The 3,783-nt window shown below is 43.6% G+C and carries 3 protein-coding genes; all 3 read left to right on the top strand.

The window, feature by feature from the left end; translation table 11 throughout:
* The coding region (locus VN429_RS11195; protein WP_325633327.1) for a serine hydrolase domain-containing protein at positions 1-1,485 on the top strand (1,485 nt) is incomplete at its 5' end.
* 141 nt (positions 1,486-1,626) lie between these two features.
* The gene (locus VN429_RS11190) at positions 1,627-2,904 is read left to right on the top strand and encodes an MFS transporter (RefSeq protein ID WP_325633325.1); all 1,278 of its coding nucleotides are present in this window, start codon (positions 1,627-1,629) and stop codon (positions 2,902-2,904) included.
* A gap of 359 nt (positions 2,905-3,263) precedes the next feature.
* Positions 3,264-3,701, top strand: coding sequence for a hypothetical protein (locus VN429_RS11185; protein WP_325633323.1), 438 nt, complete (start codon positions 3,264-3,266; stop codon positions 3,699-3,701).
* Positions 3,702-3,783: the final 82 nt, after the last annotated feature.

The following is a 3,783-nucleotide window of genomic DNA, read 5'->3' as shown; positions in this document are numbered from 1 at the left end:
CCCCTTATGAATACATCAGCGCAGGATTCGATGATTTTAGATTTTGATCAGTTTGCAACTGATGTATTCAATCAGTCTGAGATCCCCGGAATGGCGATTGCGATTACTGATCAAGATCATATACTGTATGCAAAGGGATTCGGTGTTACATCTCTTGAAAACCCGCATCCGGTAACTCCTGATACAATATTTCTGATAAATTCCATGTCAAAGGCTTTTACATCGGCACTTACCGGGATTCTGGTTGACAGAGGCGTTCTCTCCTGGAATGACACAATCATTTCAGTTCTTCCTGATTTTGCACTGAATGACCCTGAAACAACACGGAAGATTACTATCGGTGATCTGCTGGTACATAACTCGGGGCTCTTTGAGTATGATGGAGATCTTCTTTTCAGAATGGGACTTAATCCGAATGAGATTGTTCATCAGATGCGGTATCTTGAAACAGAAAAGTCGTTTAGATCAGGATATGGTTATAACAATCTGCATTACTTTGTTGTATCCGAAGTGATCAACAAGAAGACTGGTTATCCCCTGAGTTCCGATCTGAAAGATCTGATATTAACCCCTCTTGGGATGCAGAACACTTCAATTGGATTTGATTTTCTCTCTTCTCCTGAAGCAACCCGGTACGGGTATGCAGATCATCATGTCATATCTGCAAACGGGTATGTGCCGGTTCCAATGGACAAGGAATATCTTAATGGAGAGTATGGTGAGGTTGGAGCAGGCGGCATCAGTTCTAATGTCATCGATATGGCAAAATGGCTTCGGTTATGGCTCAATGGAGGTGAAATATCCGGGAATCGGGTGCTGCAAAATGAGACAATCAAAGAGATCTTAAGGCCGGCTAACACCATTGCATCAGGGCCAGGGTTCAATTTTACCTATGCGAAAGGCTGGGTTGTAAAATGCGATCCCATGCTGCCACATCCGGTAATCTGGCACAATGGTGGGACTGCCGGGATGAGTTCGTACAATGGATTCATCCCTGAGGAGGGGATTGGGATTGTTGTCCTGACAAACGCCGGAGAGAATGGTATTGCTGATTTTATCGGAGACACCTTCATGTTCATGATATCAAACCGGGCAGATTACCACGAGTTCACCAATATCAGTACACTTGGCAGTGATATCAGGCCGACGGTTCCGGTATCAGTGTATTCTGAAGTGAAACCGGGAATTTATGATTATCCTGGCTTTGCGGGATCGTATCAGAATAATTATTATGGTACGATGAATATCAGAAATGAATCGGGTGATTTCATTGCTGAACTTGGTCCCCGGCCACTTAAACTTAACCTGACTCCAGTCAACAAGACATCCTGTCTCTTCAGGTTTGAACCGCTGATACAGAATGTTTCAGTTCCTGACGGACTCTTCTCTTTCACATATGATGCTGGTAACAGGGTTGAGACGATATCTGCCCAAGGTCTGACAAACCCGGAACATCCTCCTGTTGTCTTCAGTAGAGTAGTCTGATCCCTCTTTTTTTCCAATACAGTAGAGATTGTCTTAATGGATCCTGTTCATCAGATCTGAGTTGCAGGTAATCAGAAGAAAAATAAATAATCCTGCCACCGGTTGGATACCTATTTCCCATGAAAAAGGTGACGATAATCTATGCAGGTCAACCAGGAGTCAGAAAAGAGGATTATTGGCCTCATTCGTCTCCACATTATTCCGTTTGCATTACTCCTTTACATCGTTGCATTTCTTGACCGGGTTAATCTTGGCTATGCTGCCATAGTCATGAATCCGGATCTTGGCATTAGTGCCGAGTTATTCGGGTTTATTTCCGGGATTTTTTTTATCGGGTACCTGATATTTGAAGTTCCGAGCAACATCATCATGCAAAAGGTGGGCGCCAGGATCTGGATTGGACGGATCATGATCTCCTGGGGTCTTGTTGCAGTACTGATGGGATTTGTCCAGAGTCCTGAACACCTGATTGTTCTCAGGTTTTTACTCGGTATCGCAGAAGCAGGGTTCTTTCCCGGAATGATCTGGTACCTGGGCACGTGGTTCCCCCACCGGTACCTTGCCCGATCGATTGCCCTTTTCTCAACTGCAATTGTGATCTCAAATATTATCGGGGCACCCCTCTCTATGTATATCCTGGATATGGTGAACTGGGGCTCTATTGCGGCATGGAGATGGCTCTTTATTATTGAAGGGATTCCTGCTATTCTATTTGGTTTGCTATCACTTCTGATTCTCAAAAACCGCCCTGCTGACGCGGGATGGCTTGATTCAGATCAGAAGCAATGGCTGATTTTAGAGCTCGAATCTGGAACGGTGAAGATACATCCTCATCGTCTTGTTGATATATTGACTGACACAAAGGTTCTGCTTTTTTCAGGAACCTATTTTGCAGTGACTGTCGGGATGTACGCAATCATCTTCTTCCTTCCAACACTTTCAAGTTCATTCCTGCACAATCTTGACATGAGGGCCATCGGGCTCATTTTAATGATCCCCTATATTGTCACGCTCATCTGCATGTTCCTTGTATCGTGTCATTCTGATCTCAAAGGCGAGCGGCTCTATCATATTGTGATCCTGTTTTTTATTGCCGGGGCCGGCCTGACCCTCGATCAGCTGGCAGAAGATCCAATACTGTCTCTCCTGGGAATCACGATTGCACTATCCGGAATTTTATCAATCATCGGGCCGTTCTGGTCATATGTACTCTCCCAGCTTACCCCAGATGAGCAGCCAGTAGGTGTTGCTGTGATAAATTCTATCGGCAATCTCGGGGGTTTTGTCGGACCGGTGATAACCGGGTATCTCATCTCACTTTTTAAAACCCTTGATAGTGGATGGCCAGTAATTACTTTCATCCTCTGCCTGGGGGCAGTGATGATCTTTATGGCTGGAAAAATGAGGACTCCTGCGTAAACAAAAATCCGTTTCTCTTTTTGGTTTATGAGAAACCACGAAACACTCGCGTACCAACAAATGATTTTTTGGTTTTTTTCTTCTGGCTGTTGATAGATTGGAACCGTTTCATTGTATCCCAAAGACTGATTGCCTATACTCATGTAGATATGAGAAGTGCGCTTGTTGCCTGGATATCTCTTCAGTTCTTTTTTCAAATTGATTTCTGCAAATGACCCGTTTTTGCGGGGTACATCACCCTTTGTTAAACTATGCTCTGTATAGGTTGCTCATAAACAAACTATCAGAATTATCTCTATCATGGTTTTTCGTGTACGAACAGTTTAACCCTTATACCGTAACCAGCAGATATACAATATATGAGTGCACGAAAGGATCCCGTTATCCGGTGTGCAGTTTTTTGTTGTATTATCTTTGCGGTCTTCATTGGGGGAATATGCCCGGGCCTGGCCGACCCGGTAATTACGATTGATGGAAATGATGATTCATATGTCTGGGGATCTGTGAACGATATTGCATTCCCTCTCCATTTTGTAATTTTGATCTACGGAAAACATACTGATGGCAAATGGTATGGACCTGTTACTACAGGTAATGATACCTTCCCTGAAATCTCTCCATATAAAACATGGAAAGGTCGGTACACAGCAGGGAGTGAGAATGATAATGCGAGTGCATTCAAGGTATTCCTCATTAAAAAGGGAGTTAACATGAACCAGGTTCAGATCACCGGTGCAGTGAATATCAGGCTTTATTATGCCGATGTTATTTCATCAGCAGAAGGAGAAAAGAAATAATTCTGGTGATACATCTCATAAGATTTGAGTACAGCGAACTCAGGAACTCTTCATATTTTTCTGCCACGTGACTCAATATCAT

It is taken from the genome of Methanospirillum sp. (assembly GCF_035560735.1).
GTDB lineage: Archaea > Halobacteriota > Methanomicrobia > Methanomicrobiales > Methanospirillaceae > Methanospirillum.
Note: the sequence above shows the minus strand (reverse complement) of the source record. Positions and strands in the feature narration are given on the sequence as shown.